Raw genomic sequence first — 20929 nt, forward strand, 5'->3', positions numbered from 1 at the left:
AATAAAATGACTGAATTTTTCTAAAACTTATTCGTAAAGTATATAATGTTTTACTATATAATTAATTAAAGCATAGAACATTTTACTATATAATTAATTACTATATGAGAGGTCAATAGGGGGAGGAAATTTTACATATGGCGTACAAAAAAAATATAAAATATGAAGATCTCATTAGCCAAGAAAATATTGATAGATTTAAAATGGGTCATTCATATGATAGCTATAAATTTATGGGAAGCCATATAGCTACGTGCAAAGGTAAAAAGGGGATATGTTTTAATGTATGGGCACCAAATGCGAAAAATGTGTATTTAGTAGGAGATTTCAATGATTGGAACAAAGAATCATATCCTATGGAAAATATTAATGATAGTGGAATATGGAGTATTTTTCTAACAAATGTAATAATAGGTCAATCATATAAATATAATGTAATAGGTTGGGATGGTATCAGTAGAATGAAATCGGATCCATATGCAGTATATTCTCAAAAAAGGCCAAATACTGCATCTATAGTATATAATCAAGACGATTATAAGTGGAAAGATCAAAAATGGTTAAAAAATAGAGAAAATAAAAAGTATGACAATGAGCCGATGAATATTTATGAGGTTCATTTAGGTTCATGGAAAAGAAAATGGGATGGGGAATTTTTTTCTTATGATGAACTATATGAAATGATAGATTATGTAAAAGATATGGGATATACACATATAGAAATACTTCCTATAACAGAGCATCCATTAGATGAATCTTGGGGATATCAAACTATAGGATATTATAGTAGCACTAGCAGGTATGGTAGACCAGATGAATTTAAAGCATTTATAGATAAGTGCCATGAAAGTGAAATTGGAGTAATAGTAGATTTTGCATATAGCCATTTTTGCAAAGATGAACATGGATTATATAAATTTGATGGGACTAATCAATTTGAATATAGTGATCCACTAAAGGCTGAAAATATAGGCTGGGGAACTGCTCATTTTGATTTAGGAAAATCAGAAGTTAATAGCTTTTTATTATCAAACGCCATTTATTGGTTTAATGAATTTCATATAGATGGAATGAGAGTAGATGCAGTATCCAGTATGTTGTATTTAGACTATGACATAGGTCAATGGAAACCGAATAAATATGGCGGAAGAGAAAATTTAGAAGCAATAGATTTCTTAAAACGATTTAATGAAACCATATATAGATATGTTGATAACCCTATAGTAGTAGCTGAAGAATCTACAGCATGGCCAATGGTAACAGGACCAACATATAAGGGAGCACTAGGTTTTACATATAAATGGAATATGGGTTGGATGAATGATACATTAAGATACATGGAAATGGATCCTATATATAGGAAATATCATCATGAATTAATAACTTTTTCTTTTATGTATGCCTTCTCGGAAAATTTCATACTACCCTTATCTCATGATGAAGTTGTCCATGGTAAAAAATCATTATTGGATAAAATGCCAGGGGATACATGGCAAAAATTTGCAAATCTTAGAGCTTTATATGCGTATTATATGATACACCCAGGAAAGAAACTTTTATTTATGGGATGCGAATTTGCTCAAGGATTAGAGTGGAGATATGCTTATGGATTAGAATGGGAGCTTTTAGAAATAGAGCCTCATATTAAGATGAAAGATTATATAAGAGATTTAAATAATTTATATAGAAGTGAAAAAGCCTTACATGAAATAGATAATAGCTATGAAGGTTTTGATTTTATTGATCCTCACAATAGTGAACAAAGTGTAGTAGTACTTATGAGAAAAGGGAAAAAGCCTAAAGATTTTATGATAGCAGTAATAAACTTCACTCCTATTGTTTACTATGACTATAAAGTAGGTGTTCCATATGAGGGTGTATATGAAGAAGCATTAAACTCTGACAATGATAAATATTTTGGATCAAACCAAACCATGAAAGGTGCTAAGTTAACTTCTACAAATGAAAAATGGCATAATAAAGACCACTATATAAAAATTAAAGTTCCTCCTTTAGGAGTAAGTTTTATTAAGGGAAAAGATATATTTTTAGATAAATTAGATATAAATAAAGAAGAGAAAATACTTATTGGTGGTAATAGTAAGAAAAGTGAAATTATAAATAAAAAAAGTATAATCAAAGTTCAGGAATTATAAAAATATAAAAAATATTTTAATAATAAATTAGTAATTAGTAATAAGGGGGATAACTAGTGAAAAAAGAAATGTTAGCTATGATTTTAGCAGGGGGACAAGGTTCAAGACTAGGAGTTTTTACAAAAAGAATTGCTAAGCCAGCAGTATCATTCGGTGGAAAGTATAGAATAATAGATTTTGTATTAAGCAATTGTTCTAATTCAGGTATAGATACAGTAGGTGTATTAACACAATATAGACCATTAATTTTAAATACTCATATAGGCATGGGAAGCCATTGGGATTTAGATAGAATAAATGGTGGAGTATATGTACTTCAACCATATATGAATGAAACAGAAGGAAATTGGTATAAAGGTACTGCAGATGCTATATATAAAAATATGGATTTTATAGATAATTATAACCCTGAATATGTATTAGTATTATCAGGTGATCATATATATAAAATGGATTATAATAAAATGCTATCATATCATAAAGAAAGAAATGCAAAAGCTACTATAGCTGTAATTGAAGTTCCATGGGATGAAGCTTCAAGATTTGGAATAATGAATACAAATAATGATGGAAGTATTTATGAATTTGATGAAAAACCTGAAAATCCTAAAAATAATTTAGCCTCTATGGGAGTTTATATATTTGATTGGAAAGTCTTAAAAAGTTACTTTAAACAGATTGAAACAGAAAATGTAAACTATGATGATTTTGGAAAAAATTTATTACCTCAAATGCTAGAAGACAATGTTGAAATGTTTGCATATCCGTTCACGGGATATTGGAGAGATGTAGGTACTATACAAAGCTTGTGGGAAGCTAATATGGATCTTATAAATTCAGAAGAAACATTAAAGTTAAATGATAATAAATGGAGAATATACACAAATACAAAGGCTATGCCTCCTCAATATGTTGGTTCAAATGCAAATTTAAGTAAATCAATGATAGCAGATGGTTGCATGGTACTAGGTAAAGTGGATCACTCTGTATTGTCTCATGGAGTAGAAATTGGAGAAGGCAGTATTATAAAAGATTCGGTAATAATGCCTAATGTTAAAATAGGTAAAAATGTAGTTATAGAAAAGGCTATGATTGGAGAAGGGGCAATAATAGAAAATAATTGCTATATAAAAAATGATAGAAATGAAATAAATGTAGTTTCTGAGTATGAAGTTATAAAAGCTGAAGCTGTATTAGAAGGAGGTCTGTAAAATGGCAAATAAGTGTATGGGATTAATAAATTTAAATAAAAAAGGGGAGCCAAATATAAGTAAACTTAATTATGGAAGACCCTTAGCATCAACGCCGATAGCAGGAAGATATAGAGTAATAGATTTCACTTTATCTAATATGGTAAACTCAGGAATTACTAATATAGGAATATATGCAAAAGAAAAATACAGATCTTTAACTGATCACATAGGAAGCGGAAAAGATTGGGATTTAAGTAGAAAAAAAGGTGGATTATATATATTTAGTCCAGAAGATACAGAGGTTCAAAATAAATATCCATATAGAAAAGGAGATATTTACAATATCTTATGCAATATTGGATACATAGAAAAGAGTGAAGAAGAATATATATTAATTTCACCAAGTTATATGATGTGTAATATGGATTATAGTGAAGCGATTAAATATCATATAAGATCTAAAAATGATATAACAATGGTATATAAACCAGTTGATAATGCAAATGAAGATTTTGATGGAAATTTGACTCTGGTGCTAGATGATAAAAAAGTAGTAAATATAGGTAGTAACTTAGGGGTATACTCTAATGCAAATATATGGATGGAAACATACATAATGAAAAGAGAAGATTTTATAAAAACTATATATATGTTAAGTAATACAGGAGAATATTTATATTTAGAAGATTACATATCTGAAAATGTAAATAATTTAAGAGTTGGAGCGTATGAATACAATGGATATTTAAAATGTATAAAAACAACTAAATCATACTTTGATATGAGTAAAGACTTATTAAATATAGATATAGCTAAGGAATTATTATATTCAGATAGAAGAATATTAACTAAAGAAAAAAATGAATCGCCTACAGTATATTCTGATAATGCAAATGTAGAGAATTCATTTATAGCTACAGGATGCGTAATAGAAGGAAATGTGAAAAATAGTATTATATTTAGAAAGGTACATATAAAAGAAGGTGCTAATATAGAAAACTGTGTAGTGATGCAAAACTGCATTATAGATAAAGGTGCATATTTACAAAATGTTATATTTGATAAAAATATAAATATGGGTGAAGGAAAAGAATTAAGAGGAGATGAAAATTATCCTATAGTCATAGAAAAAGATATAAGTATTTAGAGGGGGGAAATTTTTAGTGAAAGTTCTTTATGCAACATCAGAGTGTTGGCCATTTGCAAAAACAGGGGGATTAGGTGATGTAGCTTATGCATTACCTAAAGCATTAAAAAAAGAAGGTATTGATATTAGAGTAATACTTCCAAAGTATTCAAATATGCCAAATTATTTAAAAGAAAAATTAAAAGAAGTAGCTATATTTAATGTCAAGGTTGGATGGAGAAACCAATACTGTGGACTTTTAGAAATGGAATTAGATGGAGTTAAGTTTTACTTTATAGATAATGAATATTACTTTAAAAGGGAGGGTGAAATCGCATACCTTTATGGATATGATGATGATGCAGAAAGATATACTTTCTTTAGTAATGCTGCGTTAAAAGCTATATCAATACTTGATTTTTATCCGGATATAATTCATCTAAATGATTGGCATACAGGTATGATACCATTAACTTTAAATGAGAAGTATAGGAATTTACAAGGATATAAAGATATAAAAACTATATACACTATCCATAATTTACAATATCAAGGTGTATTTTCTAACTCGGTTTTAGGAGATGTACTAGATCTTCCTTATAAGTATCTTGAAAATGGAGATGTTGAATACTATGGCGGAGTTAGCTTTATGAAATCAGGTATAGTATTTAGTGATAAGGTAAGTACTGTAAGCCCTACTTATACAAATGAAATACAGACTGAGTTTTATGGAGAAAGTTTAGATGGATTATTAAGACATAATTCATCTAAATTAATCGGAATATTAAATGGAATAGATTATGATTTAAATAATCCTAAAAATGATAAAGATATATTTGTTAACTTTGATATTAATAGTATTGACAAAAAAGTTGAAAATAAACTTAAATTGCAAGAAATTTTAGGTCTTGAAGTGAACCATGATATACCACTAATAGGAATAGTTTCTAGATTAGTATCACAAAAAGGATTTGATTTAATATCTTATATTATGCCAGAACTTATAAGAGAAAATTTACAAATAGTAGTTCTAGGTACTGGAGAGCATCAATATCAATCAATGTTTAATTATTATGATTCGCATTTCCCTAATAAAGTATCTGCAAGAATAACATTTGATAGCGCATTAGCACAGCAAATATATGCAGCAAGTGATATATTCTTAATGCCATCATTATTTGAACCATGTGGAATTGGACAAATGTTAGCCATGAGATATGGAACACTTCCAATTGTTAGAGAAACTGGTGGTTTAAAAGATACAGTTAAGCCATATAACCAATATACTAAAGAGGGAAATGGATTTACATTTGCAAATTATAATGCTCATGAGATGCTTTATTGCATACAGAGAGCGGTAGGACTTTATAATGATAAAGATACTTGGAAAAAATTAATGTTTAATGCTATGGAAACTGATAGTAGCTGGAAGAAATCAGCTCAAGATTATATAAAGACCTATCAAGATATGCTAGATTAAAGGGGTGATTTGATTTTGGTCACAATTAGTAAAAAGAAATTTAAACAGCAATTTGAAACTAAGATGTATAGTCTGTATGCTCAGTCTATAAATGAAGCTAGTAATGAGCAATTATTAAATGTTTTATGTAGCGTTATAAAAGATATAATTGCAAAAAGATGGGTTGAAACTAAAGTAAGTTGTCAAAAAGAAGTATATTATTTTTGTATAGAGTTTTTAATAGGAAAACAGCTAAAATCTAATTTATTAAATCTAGACCTAGAAAAAACTATAAGAGATGGTTTAACAGATTTAGGAATTAGCTTAGATGACTTAATAGAAGAAGAAGTAGACCCAGCCCTAGGAAATGGTGGATTAGGACGACTAGCAGCATGTTTCTTAGATTCTATGGCATCATTAGATATAAGTGGTCATGGATACGGAATTAGATATAAGTATGGTCTTTTTGAGCAAAAATTTGTTAACGGTTATCAGGTAGAAGTTCCTGATAACTGGCTTACACAAGGAAATTATATATGGGAAACCGTAAGACCTAATAAGGCTGTAGTAGTTAAATTTGAAGGGGATGTAGAATTAATAGGTGATAATAAAAGGTTAAGAGTAGTTCATAAAAATTACATTCCAGTTATGGCTATGCCTTATGATATTCCTATTATAGGATATGAAAATGATGCTATAAATACATTAAGATTATTTAAAAGTGATATTGTAAGAAGAGATTTTGGTCCTACATCTTCTAATGCTAAAAATTATTCAGGAAGCTATGATGATGCACTAAAATATAAGTACTATGCAGAAGAAATATCACAAGTTTTATATCCAAATGACTCGAACTATGCAGGAAGATTACTTAGATTAAAGCAAGAATACTTCTTCGTTAGTGCAGGGATTCAAGATATAATAAGAAAATTTAAAAAGCATAAATCTAATATATTAGACCTACCTAAAAGTGTTGCTATTCATATAAATGATACACATCCAACACTTTGTATTCCAGAATTGATGAGAATATTATTAGATGAAGAAGGATTATCTTGGGATGAGGCTTGGGATATAACCCAAAATACAATATCTTATACAAATCATACAATAATGGCTGAGGCTATGGAAAAATGGCCTGCAGAAATGATGAAGAAATTACTTCCTAGAATATACATGATAATAGAAGAGATAGATAGAAGGTATAAGAATTATTTAAATGAAAAATATTATGGTGATATTAACAAGATCGACCATATGAGTATTATAAATTGTGAAAATATAAGTATGGCTCATTTATGCATAATGGGAAGTCATAGTGTAAATGGTGTAGCAAATCTTCATACTGAAATATTAAAAAATGAAGTGTTAAAAGATTTCTATGATGATGAACCAGAAAAGTTTAATAATAAGACAAATGGAATAGCTCATAGAAGATGGTTACTAAGCTGTAATCCGAAGCTAGCAAATCTTATCACAGAACTTATAGGAAGTGAATGGAAAAGAGATACTTCAAAACTAAAAGAGTTGGAAAAACATAAAGATGATTTAGATGTATTAAATGTATTAGATGAAATAAAAACAAATAATAAAAAAATATTATCCAATCATATAAAAGAAAAATATGATATAGATATAAATCCAAACTCTATATATGATGTTCAAATTAAGAGGTTACATGCGTATAAAAGGCAAATTTTAAATGTTTTCCATATACTTCATTTATATCATGAATTATTGGAAAATCCACATTTTGATATGGAGCCTAGAACGTTTATATTTGGTGCAAAAGCTGCACCTGGGTATCAATTAGCAAAATCGATAATTAAATTTATAAATTCAGTAGCATATAAAATTAATAATGATGAAAGGGTTAAAGATAAACTAAAGGTTGTTTTTGTTGAAAACTATAGTGTATCCTTAGCTGAAATAATAATACCGGCTGCTGATGTAAGTGAACAAATTTCAACAACTACAAAAGAAGCATCTGGAACGAGTAATATGAAATTTATGATGAATGGTGCAGTAACTATAGCAACATTGGATGGAGCAAATGTTGAAATACATGAGCAAGTTGGAGATGGAAATATTATATTATTCGGATTAAGTGCTAAACAAGTACTAGATTATAATAAATATGGTGGATACTCAGCACTAGATTTATATAAGTCTAATAGATATATAAAAAGAGTTGTAGATGACTTAATAAATGGATTTATACCTAATATAGAAAAAGAAGGTAGAGAAATTTATGATTCATTAATAACGTATAATGATGAGTATTTTGTATTAAGAGATATGGAAAATTATATAGAGGCACAGCAAAAAATAAATAAATTATATAAACAAAAAGAAAAGTGGAATAGTATATCTTTAGTCAATATAGCCAATTCAGGAATATTTTCTTCAGATAGAACTATATTAGAATATGCAAAAGATATTTGGTTTAAAGGGTGTGAGATAAATGGGGAAGATAATAAACTATAATTCTTGGGAAAATAAGGCTCCTTTTGGAGCCTTGAAAATCAATCAAGGTATGAAAATATCAATAAATGTAAATGAAGAGTCTAATATATCAAATATTGCCTGGGTAATATTTAGAGAAGATGTAGAATTAAGTAGAATTAACTTAGTAAAGGAAAGTGAAAATTGTTATAACGGAGAATGTAGTCCGTTTGAAGAAGCTGGTATTTACTTTTATTATTTTGAAATAGAACTAAATAATAATCAAAAATTGTTCTATGGAAAGAGTAGGGAAGATGGGCAGGCTTGTGAATACTCTTATTACGATATAAATAAATATCAAGTAACAGTGTATGAAGAATATGAAGTTCCTGCTTGGTATAAAGAAGGTATAGTGTATCAAATATTTGTAGATAGATTTAATAATGGTAATAAAACCAAAAAGCCTAGTAATCCTAAAGAAAATAGCTTTATATATGGAACTTGGCGTGATACGCCTATGTATATAAAGAATAAGGAAGGCGAAGTAATAAGATGGGATTTTCATGGTGGAAATTTAAAAGGTATAATAGATAAACTTACATATTTAAAAAAGCTAGGTGTAAGTATTATATACTTAAGTCCAATATTTGAATCTTCAAGTAATCACAAATACGATACAGGAAACTATGAAAATATAGATCCGATGTTTGGAGATGAAGAAATATTTGAAGATTTAATAAAAAAAGCAGAAAAAAAAGGTATAAATATAGTATTAGATGGAGTATTTAGCCATACTGGTGCAGATAGTAAATATTTTAATAAGTATGGAACATATGATGAAGTAGGAGCTTTTCAGTCACAAGAATCTAAATATAATTCTTGGTATAACTTTAAAAACTTCCCTCTAGAATATAAATGTTGGTGGGGGGTAAAAACATTACCAAATGTTAATGAATTAGATCCGGGATATATAGATTATATTATAAAAAGTAAAGATAGTATAATTAGAAAATGGACAAGTAAAGGTGCAAAAGGTTGGAGATTAGATGTAGCTGATGAACTTCCAACTAACTTTATAAAATTGTTAAAAGAAGAATTGAAAGATATAGATAATGAGGCCATCTTAGCAGGTGAAGTCTGGGAAGATGCATCTAATAAAGTAAGCTATGATGAAAGAAGAAGCTATCTTCTTGGAAATCAGTTAGATTCAGTTATGGGATATCCTTTTAGAAGCAATGTAATTTCATTTTTAAAAGGAGAAATAACATCTAAAGATCTTAGAAATAAGTTTATGGGGATTAAAGAGAATTATCCTAAGGAAGCTTTTAAATCAAATCTAAACCTAATAGGTAGCCATGATGTTACTAGAATAAAAACTGAATTAAATGAAGATAATGATATGGTTAAACTAGCTGTTTCTATACAAATGACATTTGAAGGAGTTCCATACATTTACTACGGAGATGAAGCAGGCCTTATAGGTAAAAAAGATCCAGATAATAGAAGAACGTATCCTTGGAACAATGAAGATGAGGATATGATAGAATTCTACAAAAATATAATATCAACAAGAAAAAAATTAAAGCCATTAGTTCATGGAGGTACTAAGTTTATAGATACTAAAAATGATGATGTATTTGGGTTTATAAGATTTACTGAAGATAATGAAAGAATTTTAGTTTTAGTAAATAGAAAAGATTATATTCAAGACATAAATATAAATTTAGATGGAGATATTTTGGAAGAAATAGATATAAACTATGGTGTTAAAAAATATGTAGAAAGCATATTTAAAGAAGATGATAATTTTAATATAGAATTAAATAAAAAATCATTTAGAATATTTAATATGAGAAAGATAATGGAAAACTAATATAATTAAAGATAACTTAGAAAAAAGAATGTAAATTTGCATTCTTTTTTTGAAATTTACTATAAAAAATCTAAATTTTGGAAAATGTGTATTATAGATGAAATCATTGTTCATAATTTAAATAAAATAAATTAAAGAGGATGATATTTATGAATAATGTTATTTTAGCAGGACGACTTACTAGGGATGCAGATATAGATTTTGTAGGAGATTCTCAAGTTGCGAGAGCGAGATTTACATTAGCAGTAGATAGAGATTATAAAGATAAATATGGTAATAGAGGAACAGATTTTATAAATATAGAGGCATGGGGTAATAGAGCTCAAGCTTTTGCTCCTAGATTAAAAAAAGGAGCATTTACATTAATACAAGGAAGTGTTGTAGTAGATAGGTATAAGACAGCAGATGATGAGAGTAGAGTTATAACTAAGATTTATGTAAACAGCTTTAAATATATCGAAACAAGGGATAAAATCAATGATATAAAGGAAGAAAGTAAGCAGTATGATGGTAGCAAATTATTTGAAAATGTAGGAGTGGATATTAACTCAATAGAAGAAGAATTGCCGTTTTAATTATAATATAAATAAGAAAATAAAAGGAGTATAAGTTGGAAAATATTAAGAAATCTAACTTACACTCCTTATTTATATATAATTAATGAATTTTCGAAGATATTATTTAATGAAAGTTGGTTAAATATCAAAATACTAATTTAATTAAACTAAAGACACTGATAACTTTACAAAATTAAAAATTCGACACCTAAAACATAGACGGACTTTATTTTTTTAATGAAAAAATAAAGGTAGTAGTGTATAATATAATATATAAAATGAAAAAAGTTCGAAGAGAGGAGAATGATTATGAAAAAAAAGATCACGTTGACGAGTAAAATTTTACTAGGTCTTCTGCTAGGATTCTTATTTGGATTACTATTAAAGCAGATGCCATCGAGTTATATAAAAGATACAGTAATTTTAGGAGTAGTATTTAAGATTTTTGGAAATGGATTTACTTCTGCTATAAAAATGATGGTTGTTCCATTAGTATTTGTTTCATTAATTTGCGGTTCGGCTTCTATGGGAGATGTTAATAAGTTAGGTAGAATAGGTGGAAAAACTATGTTATTTTATCTAGGAACTACTGCGATAGCAATAATAGTATCATTATTCTTAGGTAGTGTATTAAAACCAGGTTTAGGTCTTGACATGAGTAACTTAGTTTCAGGAGATGTTGCAATAGGAGAATCAAAATCGTTAGTTGAAATAATATTAAATATTATACCAAGTAATCCAATACAATCATTAGCAAATGGAGATATGTTACAAGTTATATTCTTTGCATTACTTATAGGGGTAGCTATAAATGTTGTTGGTAAAAAGGCAGAACCTATTAAAGTATTATTTGAAAGTGCAAATGAAGTTTGTATGAAAATGGTAAATATAATAATGTTATTTGCTCCATATGGAGTATTTGCATTAGTTGCTAATACATTTGCAACAGTTGGAACGGATGCAGTATTTGCATTATTAAAGTATGTAGCTGTTGTATTACTAGGACTATTAATACATGTAAGTGTAGTCTATGGTGGATTATTCAAAATATTTACAAAGCAAAAAATAAAGCCTTTTTTAAAAAAGTTTACACAAGTAGCAGCAGTAACTTTTTCTACTGCGTCAAGTAATGCTTCAGTACCAGTAAGCTTAGAGATAATGGAAGAATTAGGTGTTGGGAAAGCAACAAGATCATTTACAATACCGATGGGTGCAACTATAAATATGGACGGTACTGCTATAATGCAAGGAATAGCAGCATTATTTATAGCACAAATATATGGAGTAAATTTAGGATTAAATGATATGATGACAATTGTGCTTACTGCAACATTAGCATCTATAGGAACAGCGGGAGTTCCTGGTGTAGGTATGATAATGTTATCGATGGTTCTTCAGTCAGTAGGACTTCCACTTGAAGGTATAGGTCTTATAATGGGAGTTGAGAGAATTATAGATATGTTTAGAACTACAGTCAACGTTATGGGCGATAATGTTTGTACTTTAGTTATAGCAAATAGTGAGAAAGATTTAGATTTAGAACAATATAATAAAGATGCTAAATCTCAATTAGCATAATTATAAAAAAAGTACTAAGGTAATACTTAGTACTTTTTTATATATTAAAAATTATAATAATTATATAGTTTTAGAAAAAAGTAATGTATCATTAGTGTATTATTAAATATAATAATTTTTAAGAAGGTGGTAAAATGAGAACATACTTTACAATAGGAGAGATATCTAAGCTTTCTAATTTACCTATAAAGACACTTAGGTATTATGACCAAATAGGGATATTGAAACCTGCATATATAAATAAAGAAAATAATTACAGATATTATTCAATAGAGCAATTTATGCATATAGATATAATAAAATATTGCAAATTAATAGGAATGTCTTTAGAAGAAATAAAAAAACTTATAAACTCTGATGGAACCGTAGAGTCTATGTTAAATACATTAAAAAGACAGAGTAGCTTATTAGAGAAAAAAATTAAAGAGTTATCAGATGTTAAATCATATTTAGATGAATTAGAAGCAAATATAGAAGAAACAATAGACGCCCAAATGAATACAGTGATTATAAAATATAATAAAGAACGTAAATTTATAAAGTACGATTGTATAGCTAGTGAATTAGAAGAATTCGAGATGCATTTAAGAAAGGTTATTATCGATATTGAAAATAAGTACAATGAAACATATCCTCAACTTGGAGCAAGTGCATCTTATGATAAATTAGTTAGTGAGGGCAAGTTAGTATATACAGGAATCAAAAGTTTTTCTCAAAGAGAAAAGTATAAAAGAGAAGGTGTTTTACTGGAGGGAGAGTATATAACTATATTATTTGATGACAACTATAAAAATTATATAAAATACTATAAAAAAATAGTTAAATACATAAAAGAAAATAATATAGAGGTAGTTGGAGACTTTAATGAAAGGTGGATAATGCCAAGGATAGATAAGGATACAAAGGAAAAAACTTTAGTACAAATAGAAATATTAAAAAAATAATAAAAAAATATTGACACTCCACTAACTGTACACTTTACAATCTAAAAAGTAAATAATTTTTTAGGAGGTTGTAGTATATGTCAAAAGAATTTTTAAAATATGCTATACCATCAGCTTTAGCTATGTGTATAGCTTCATTTAATACAGTATTAGATGGAGTATTTTTAGGAAGAGGTGTTGGGGATTTAGCTCTTGCAGCTGTAAATATAGTTATGCCACTTACTATAATATTTTTTGGTCTTGCTACTATGGTAGCAGTTGGTGGTGGAGCTTTAGTTTCAAAAAACTTTGGAGCAAAAAATGATGAAAGAGCTATAAGTGTATTTAGACAGGTAATGAAGTTTTTAGTTATTATAAGTTTAACACTTAGCGTTGTATGTGTTATTTTTGCATCTCCAATAGTTAAATTAATGGGGGCTACAGAAAATCTTCAAGATTTATCTGCAGAATATTTAAGATACTATGCAATGTTTTGTATACCAAATTTATTAGGAATTGCACTTGGAAGTTTTGTAAGAAATGATAGTAGACCAAATCTTGCAATGATATCTACTATAGTAGGTACTATATGTAACATAGCATTAAACTATATATTTATATTTAAATTAGGATTAGGTATAAAAAGTGCAGCAGTAGCTACGGGCTTAGGCCAAATAGTAACAGTTTTAATAATAGTACCTCATTTTATAGGAAAAAGGGGTAAGCTTACATTTGGAAAATCTAAAATGGAAAAAGAAATTATAATGGAAGCTATAAAAGTTGGTTTCCCATCATTTATTGCAGAAGCAGCTTTTTCAGTAATGATACTTATTCATAATATTGCTATAACTTTTGTAATTGGAGAAATGGGACTTTCAGCTTATGCAGTAGTAAACTATATTACTACTAATATATACTTAGTATTATTAGGGGTAACTTTAGGTGCACAGCCTCTTATGAGTTATAATTTTGGAGCTAAAGATGCAGATAAAATAATAAATGTATATGGGTTAGCTGTTAAAACTAGTATGATAATTTCTACTGGATTTTTCCTTACATGTTTATTCTTTGGAAAGCCTATAATAGGAATATTTACATCAGATAAGGTAATAATTGATATGGCTTATATAGCGCTTAACATGACGAATTTAGCATATTTTTTAATAGGAAAGAATTTAACCACAACAGTATACTATCAAGCGATAGAATTTACTAAGTATTCAAATTTAATAGGAGCTCTACGTTCAATATTAGTTCTTCCTATTATACTAATTGTTTTATCTAAAATATTTGGGGCCAATGGTATATGGGTCAGTATGTTTGTAACAGAATTTATAACAATGATTATTATATCTAAAGTAGCAAATATACAAAAATATGCTTATAAAGCAGTATCAAATTAAATAATATAAATAATAAATATAGTGCTCTACTTTAAATAAAATTAACTTATTTGAAGTAGAGTTTTTATTTTTAAATAAAATGATATTAATAATATTGAACAAGCATATAGATAAATAAAGGGGAAAACTATTATTATAGGAGGGACTTTAGATGAGTAGGGGGAGTAACTTCAAAGAAATTATGAGATTTGCAGGAACCTATATATCTGTTTGTATAGGCTCGGGATTTGCAACAGGACAAGAAATTATGCAGTTTTTTTCAGCACATGGAATGATAAGTATACTATCAAATATAATATGTATGGTAGTTTTAGCTTATTGTGGGGCTAGTTTGTTAGAAATAGGAAAGAGTGCAAAATTAAGATCAAGTAATGATATTTTTACATATTTATGTGGCAACTTGATAGGAGGTTTTTTTAAACTTTTTATGCCTATATTTTTCTTTTTAAGTTTTGTAGTTATGATATCTGGTGCAGGTGCATCTATTAATCAGTACTACGGAATAGATAAAAATATAGGATCATTGATCCTTGCACTATTAGCTCTTGGATCAGTACTAATGGGGATGAATAAACTAATAGATATATTGGGCAATATAGGGCCTATGATTATAATAATATCAGTTGGTGTAGGTGTTGTTACAATTGCAAGAAATTATGAATCATTTCTTGCTGTAAATGAAATAATATCTACAATAAACGTTACTAAAGCAATTGATAGCTGGGCTATAACAGGTATTATTTATAGTGGTCTAAATTTAATTATAGCAACACCATTTTTAGTAGGAGTAGGCACTACAGCTAGAAATAGGAAAAATTGCATATGGGGTGGAATTTTAGGTGGTATAGCATTTATGATTGCGGCTATAACTTTAAATTTAGGAATAATGTCAGATATACAAAATATATATATGACAGAAATACCAACATTATATATGGCAGATAAAATAGGGCCAATAGTTGGAGTTATGTTTTCTTTAATGCTTATAGCTGGAATTTATACTACGGCAGTTCCACTACTTTGGAGTGTATGTAGTAGCTTTGCTAAAGAAAAAACATCTAAATTTGCAATAATAGCCATTTTATGTACTGTAGCAGGATTTATAGGAGGAAGATTACCTTTTGCGATGTTAGTTAACCTAATATATCCAATATCAGGTTTATTTGGAGTAGTTATATTAGTATCAATATTTATAAAAAAATCAGGCGTATTTAATAGGCGAGGTTGTAAAATTAATAGATTGCTAACTTGTAAAAAAGATTAGAATGATTAGGTAAAACTATGATAATATAATTACATAATTAAAACAAAGGAGAAATAATATGAATAAACAATTAGAGATAGACTATTCATTTGGTTACGTTTTTGATAAAAGTAAATTAATAGTAATGTATCCAGTGGGAACAAATGTAATAGATGAGCAAGAGTATGAAATGGAAGTTGAAGTAGCATTTTTAGAAGATGGTATAGAAGTAGCATTTGAAGAGAGTGATATAAAAGAAGCAAATGCAACGATAAAGCCATTAGAAATGTTTTTAATGAAACCTAATAAAATAATACCATTTGTAACTAGTATAAAGGACGCAAATACAAAAACTGAACTACCTAAATTAATTAAAGAATTTGATGAAGAGTATGAAATAAAAGAAAATTACATAAATAAAGGATATGAAATAAAAGATATATATCATGTTTTTCAAAATGTATCAAACTACATACCTAAAGAAAATATAGAAACATTAAATATATTAAAAGTAGAATCAGATAAGTTTGATATGGAAGGTTTTATAAATACTATAAAAGAAAACTTAGATGAGGCAGTGGATGAAAGTTTAATACCTGTTAATATGGTGAAAAGTAATTTAACAGACCGCTTATTTATAAAATCTGATGATAAAGATGCTAAAGCTAAGTATATAGTATTTGCTACAGATATAAGTACATATTCAAAAGGCATTTTATGTGGAAATAAAGAAATAGTAGAAGAATTAGACTTAGATATGGGTGATTTAGAAATATCTAATACTAAAGATGTAGGGTACTTAATTAATGAAGTAGATAGTTATATTACTTTTAAAATAGCAAACTTCAACTCACAAACAGAAAATAAAAACCAGGTAGCTCAAATAGTTGACTACAGTGGAATATTTAAACCTATGATGATAAATTTTGTTAATAAGTTTGTTAAGTAAAAAAGATAATAGTAGTTATATAAAAGGGGTTGTCTCAAAATATACATCCCCTTTATTGTTTATTTACCTATATAGTAAGTTTCATTTCCTGATAATACTTTATTTATATCTTTTTGAAGTATTACCTTTCCATTTGCTATTAATTTTAAATTACTTAGCTCCCAATCATCGCTTTCAACAGTCATATTATCTTTTCTAATCCAAAACGTAGTTATATTATTGGTATCAAATTTCAAATTATCTTTTGTTTTTAATAAATAGTTATCTACTTGATTTCTTTCAAAATCATCACCTGCATTATCTAATATCCATTCATTTTTTATTCCATCTTTTGTTTCAAATCCAAAATACACATTATCATTTGTTCCTGCATATTTATTGTCAGCAGTTTTTAATACTAAATTAAATTCACTAGCCATATTGCTATTTAAATCCGTAGATTTATCTTTAGATACCTCATCCATAAATCTATATAAGAAACCTGCTGTACACACTTGTGAATTTTTTACAGCTTCTCTTCCTGAGTAACCCCAATCTTCCCAACTATGATTCATAGTTGAATGGCTATAATATAAATCTTTAGCTTTTTTAGCGTATAAAATTGAGTTTTGAGTCATCCATTCATCATAATTTTTATTTTTAGATGCTTCTTTATATACGCCTGAAGTAGTATCTGTTCCAGTTGTGTTTAATGCATAATTTTCTTTTCTTTCTTCCACAAATGTTTCATACTTAACATGACCTGGACTATCTACAGCAGTTACATTAGACGCATGATAAGGAGTATTTAAATCGCCTAAATAGTGTAGCCCTTGACCTAATAAAAATGTAGCCTCTTGGTAATTACCTTTCTCCCACTCATTTTGTGCTAGAATTGTAAATTTTCTTACTTGAGTTTCAGCTGTATCATATATAGGTGATGCTACATACCACTTATTATCTAGTGTAAAGTTATTACCTGTATCAGGATCAAAGAAATGATCTTGATACAAATCATATGCGTTTGAATCATAATCAGGATAAGTTGATCCTACTTTTAAATCCTTAATATATTTATTTAATATTTCTATATTTTGTTTAACTATTGGTGATTCATTTTTACTTAAATCATTATTTAGCATAGTTAACCCCTGTTCTGCTATTAATGCATGTGTTCCTGTACCATCTTTTTTACCATCCCATGCATAAGATGTGCCTCCCATAATAGCACATAAACCTACGACACAAAATGCATTAATTGATTTTTTTAAAACTCTGTTTTTCATAACTGTTCCTCCATATAACCCCAAAAATTTTTAAAACTCCCTTTTGACTATGATATTATCATTTATTTTTTCTAAAATAATAATATTGGACTAAAATAGGAATATCGTGGACTGAAATGAGACATTTAACTAAATTTTATAAATTTTTGTTTTATTTTGAAAAGTTCCTTTTATTGCATAAATTGTAATATAAAAACTAACTAAGCATAAATATTATAATACTTTTAATTAAAATAATATGAGGAGAAATTGGTATGGATAAAGAGAAGTTAATTAAAGACTGTAAAAATATAAAACCCTGGCTTGTTAATATAAGAAGAGATCTTCATAAGACACCAGAATTGTCAGAAAAAGAATATGAAACTAAGAAAAAAATAATAAAATACCTAAAAGAAATAGGAATAGATTATATAGATTTTAAAGATCACAGTGGAATAATGGCATATATAATTAATGAAAATTCAAACCAAACAATAGCAATAAGAGCAGATATAGATGCACTTCCAATAAAAGAGCAAGTAGATTCCTTATACAAATCAATAAATGAAGGAGTAATGCATGCGTGTGGTCATGATGCTCATACATCAATACTACTAGGTGCATGTAAAGTACTTTATTCAATAAAAGATAAACTAAATATTAATGTTAAATTTTTATTTCAACCTGCAGAAGAAACTGTAGGTGGGGCTAGATTTCTGATAAAAGATAAATGTCTAGATAATCCAAAAGTAGATTATATATTTGGTCTTCATGTAATGCCAACTGTGGATACAGGAACTATAGAAACCAAATATAATACATTAAATGCAAGCACTGATACATTAAAGATTTCTATAAAGGGAAAGAAAGCGCATGGAGCATATCCAGAAAATGGAGCTGATGCTTTATTAGCAGCAGCGCATGTAGTAACAGCATTACAAAGTATAATAAGTAGAAATTTATCTCCACTTAATTCGGCAGTATTGACAATAGGACAGATATGTGGGGGAGAAGCACAAAATATTATATGTGATGAGATAAATATGAAAGCAACATTAAGAACATTAAATCAAGAAACTAGAGATTTTATGCTAAATAGAATAAAAACAATAATAGAAAATGTTTCATTAGCTTTTGGATGTAGTGGAGAATTAGACTTAGATGAATATGGATACCCAGCTGTTATAAACAATAAATTTTTAGTGGATATAGTAAAGAAAAATACTGAAGAATTACTAGGAAAAGATAAGTTTAGTATGAAGGAAAAACCATCTTTAGGGGGCGAGGATTTTTCTTTCTATACTAGAGAGTGTGAAGGTGTGTTCTTTAACTTAGGATGCGGGAACAAAGAAAAAGGTATAATAGAACCATTGCATACATCAAAATTTAATATTGATGAGGAATGTTTGTCGATTGGTGTTATGATACATGTTGCTAATGCATTGTATTTTAATAAAAATTAAAATAATAATTGATATAAAAGTAAAAATATATTGACAAATACTATATAAAATGTGATAATACTTAAGGAAAATTTATAAATAAATTACAAAAATAAACTTTAATTTGGTCCAGAGAGACTAAAAAGATATTTGAATAGTTAAAACATAGAAAAAAGCTAACTATCCTTTTATCATGATGATAAAAGGATTTTTTTTAGAAAAATATCAGGAGGTTAAAGCATGAAACTTAAAAAAATAGCAGCACTAGCAATGACAACAATATTATCAGCATCTATGTTAGTTGGATGTTCGGGAAAAACTAAAGAAAAAGATGATTCACAAATAACTATAGGTATGATAACAGACGTGGCTGGTGTAAACGACCAATCATTTAACCAAAGTGCGTGGGAAGGTCTTAAAAAAGCTGAAAAAGAATTAGGAATAAAAGTAAAATATTTAGAGTCTAAACAAGATTCTGATTATGCTAGTAATATAGAGACTTTAGCAGATGAAGAAGTAGATTTAATACTAGGAGTTGGAATGAAGTTATCGGGAGCTATAGAAGAGGGCGCTAAATTATATCCGGAACAAAAATTTGCATTAGTAGATGAGACTTATGAAAATATACCTAAAAATGTAGAAACTATACAATTTAATGCTGAACAATCTGCCTACTTAGTAGGATTAGTAGCAGGAAAGATGACAAAAACTAATAATGTAGGGTTTATAGGTGGTATGGAATTACCAGTTATAGAAACTTTCCAATATGGATTTATGGCAGGAGTAAAAGCTGTTAACCCAAGTATAGAAATACAAACACAATATGCTAACTCATTTACAGATCAAGCAAAGGGTAAAGCAATAGCTAATCAAATGTATTCAAAAGATGCAGATATATTATTTATAGCAGGTGGAGATGTTGGAACAGGTGCAATAGAAGCAGCTAAAGAAAATAATAAATTTGCTATAGGTGTTGATAGAGATCAAAGTGATTTAGCACCAAAGAATGTATTATCTTCAGCTATAAAAAGAGTTGATGTAGGTGTATTTGAATTAGCTAAAGGTTTAAAAGAAGGTAAATTCAAAGGTGGAGCTACTACTGTGTACGGACTTGATGAAAATGCAGTGGGAATACCTGAAACTACTAAAAACTTAGTACCTCAAGATATAATAGATTTCGTAAACGAACAAGCCGCTAAATTCAAAAAAGGAGAGTTAAAAGCTCCTAAAACTAAAGCGGAATACGAAGCTCTTGTAAAATAATACAAGCATAACACAAAAGCTATAGATTGCTCAATTAGAGTATCTATAGCTTTTTTTATATAAATTTCTCAAAAG

Annotated in this window: 15 protein-coding genes; 14 read left to right on the top strand and 1 reads right to left on the bottom strand. The window is 28.1% G+C overall.

What is annotated here, in order from left to right; genetic code table 11:
* Positions 1-137 precede the first annotated feature (137 nt).
* The 12 genes from glgB to JWF52_RS03490 all read left to right on the top strand — a co-directional run bounded on the left by glgB (position 138) and on the right by JWF52_RS03490 (position 16905).
* The gene (glgB, locus tag JWF52_RS03435; protein ID WP_208331946.1) at positions 138-2156 is read left to right on the top strand and encodes a 1,4-alpha-glucan branching protein GlgB; all 2019 of its coding nucleotides are present in this window, start codon (positions 138-140) and stop codon (positions 2154-2156) included.
* A gap of 68 nt (positions 2157-2224) precedes the next feature.
* Complete coding sequence (locus tag JWF52_RS03440; RefSeq protein ID WP_208331977.1) at positions 2225-3367, top strand: glucose-1-phosphate adenylyltransferase; 1143 nt, start codon at positions 2225-2227, stop codon at positions 3365-3367.
* A 1-nt stretch (position 3368) separates the two neighbouring features.
* On the top strand, positions 3369-4496 hold the full coding sequence (gene glgD / locus JWF52_RS03445) for a glucose-1-phosphate adenylyltransferase subunit GlgD (protein WP_208331947.1): 1128 nt from the start codon (positions 3369-3371) through the stop codon (positions 4494-4496).
* Positions 4497-4512: 16 nt separating this feature from the next.
* Entirely contained in the window at positions 4513-5955 is a 1443-nt protein-coding gene (gene glgA, locus JWF52_RS03450; protein ID WP_208331948.1) for a glycogen synthase GlgA, read from the top strand.
* A 15-nt stretch (positions 5956-5970) separates the two neighbouring features.
* Positions 5971-8421, top strand: a complete 2451-nt coding sequence (locus tag JWF52_RS03455; protein ID WP_208331949.1) for a glycogen/starch/alpha-glucan phosphorylase — start codon at positions 5971-5973, stop codon at positions 8419-8421.
* A complete protein-coding gene (locus JWF52_RS03460) occupies positions 8399-10252 on the top strand; it encodes a glycoside hydrolase family 13 protein (protein ID WP_208331950.1) in 1854 nt (617 codons plus the stop codon). The genes JWF52_RS03455 and JWF52_RS03460 overlap by 23 nt, the downstream gene beginning before the upstream one ends.
* A gap of 149 nt (positions 10253-10401) precedes the next feature.
* Positions 10402-10827, top strand: a complete 426-nt coding sequence (locus JWF52_RS03465; protein ID WP_208331951.1) for a single-stranded DNA-binding protein — start codon at positions 10402-10404, stop codon at positions 10825-10827.
* A gap of 291 nt (positions 10828-11118) precedes the next feature.
* On the top strand, positions 11119-12387 hold the full coding sequence (locus JWF52_RS03470; RefSeq protein ID WP_208331952.1) for a dicarboxylate/amino acid:cation symporter: 1269 nt from the start codon (positions 11119-11121) through the stop codon (positions 12385-12387).
* A 134-nt stretch (positions 12388-12521) separates the two neighbouring features.
* Positions 12522-13331 (top strand): MerR family transcriptional regulator, encoded by an 810-nt coding sequence (locus tag JWF52_RS03475; protein WP_208331953.1) that lies wholly within the window; start codon positions 12522-12524, stop codon positions 13329-13331.
* Between the two features lie 77 nt (positions 13332-13408).
* Entirely contained in the window at positions 13409-14713 is a 1305-nt protein-coding gene (locus JWF52_RS03480; RefSeq protein ID WP_208331954.1) for an MATE family efflux transporter, read from the top strand.
* Between the two features lie 151 nt (positions 14714-14864).
* Positions 14865-15977: a YkvI family membrane protein gene (locus JWF52_RS03485; RefSeq protein WP_208331955.1), complete on the top strand. Its 1113-nt coding sequence runs from the start codon at positions 14865-14867 to the stop codon at positions 15975-15977.
* 58 nt (positions 15978-16035) lie between these two features.
* Positions 16036-16905: a hypothetical protein gene (locus JWF52_RS03490; protein ID WP_208331956.1), complete on the top strand. Its 870-nt coding sequence runs from the start codon at positions 16036-16038 to the stop codon at positions 16903-16905.
* 59 nt (positions 16906-16964) lie between these two features.
* Here JWF52_RS03490 and JWF52_RS03495 read toward each other — a convergent pair whose 3' ends face one another.
* Positions 16965-18170 carry a zinc dependent phospholipase C family protein gene (locus JWF52_RS03495; protein ID WP_208331957.1) on the bottom strand — a complete coding sequence of 402 codons (1206 nt, stop codon included), beginning with the start codon at positions 18168-18170 and terminating at the stop codon, positions 16965-16967.
* Between the two features lie 254 nt (positions 18171-18424).
* Here JWF52_RS03495 and JWF52_RS03500 point away from each other — a divergent pair, with 254 nt between their 5' ends.
* Both JWF52_RS03500 and JWF52_RS03505 read left to right on the top strand, forming a co-directional pair.
* Entirely contained in the window at positions 18425-19612 is a 1188-nt protein-coding gene (locus JWF52_RS03500) for a M20 metallopeptidase family protein (RefSeq protein ID WP_208331958.1), read from the top strand.
* 219 nt (positions 19613-19831) lie between these two features.
* Complete coding sequence (locus JWF52_RS03505) at positions 19832-20854, top strand: BMP family lipoprotein (RefSeq protein WP_208331959.1); 1023 nt, start codon at positions 19832-19834, stop codon at positions 20852-20854.
* Positions 20855-20929: the final 75 nt, after the last annotated feature.

The sequence above is a fragment of the Clostridium sp. CCUG 7971 genome (assembly GCF_017590215.1).
Taxonomy (GTDB): domain Bacteria; phylum Bacillota; class Clostridia; order Peptostreptococcales; family Peptostreptococcaceae; genus Faecalimicrobium.